The organism is Cedecea sp. B1(4) (assembly GCF_059414925.1).
Genome location: NZ_JCAHMZ010000069.1, coordinates 1 through 462, shown reverse-complemented (window position 1 = coordinate 462; position 462 = coordinate 1). Strand labels below are relative to the sequence as shown.

Below are 462 nucleotides of genomic sequence, written 5' to 3'. Positions count from 1 at the left end.
CTGGGCGATGATGAGGCTGAGCCCACCGAGGAGGATGCCGATGGTGACGAGTAGGAAAACGACCACACGCAAGAAACTCGCACCGGTGGAGCGCGAACCCGCCGCATTGCTGACCGAACTGCGCGGCCTTATCGAATCCGCCCGCCAGCATGTCGCGCAAGCGGCCAATGCCACGCTGACCATGCTGTATTGGCACGTGGGTCAACGCATCTGCCGAGAGGTGCTGATGGACGGGCGGGCAGGTTATGGCGAGGAGATTCTTGCGACGCTGTCGCAAGAATTGGCGAGAGATTACGGCAAAGGCTTCAATGTGTCGGCGCTGGCTCGCATGGTCAAATTTGCCGAGGAATTCCCGGACGAGGCCATCGTCGCGGGGGAGGTAGTCGAAACCGTATTCGTTGTTGGTACCGTAGGTGATGTCTGCTGCGTAAGCTTCACGCTTAGCTGGCGCTGGCATGCCTG

The 462-nt window shown here is 60.2% G+C and carries 2 pseudogenes; one reads left to right on the top strand and one right to left on the bottom strand.

Going from position 1 to position 462, the window contains the following annotated elements:
- Positions 1-7 precede the first annotated feature (7 nt).
- Positions 8-316, top strand: a pseudogene (locus ACR6JA_RS22140) (DUF1016 N-terminal domain-containing protein); the annotation flags it as partial.
- A gap of 60 nt (positions 317-376) precedes the next feature.
- On the opposite strand, the pseudogene ACR6JA_RS22135 reads toward ACR6JA_RS22140, so the two are convergent.
- Positions 377-462: pseudogene (locus tag ACR6JA_RS22135) on the bottom strand (hypothetical protein); the annotation flags it as partial.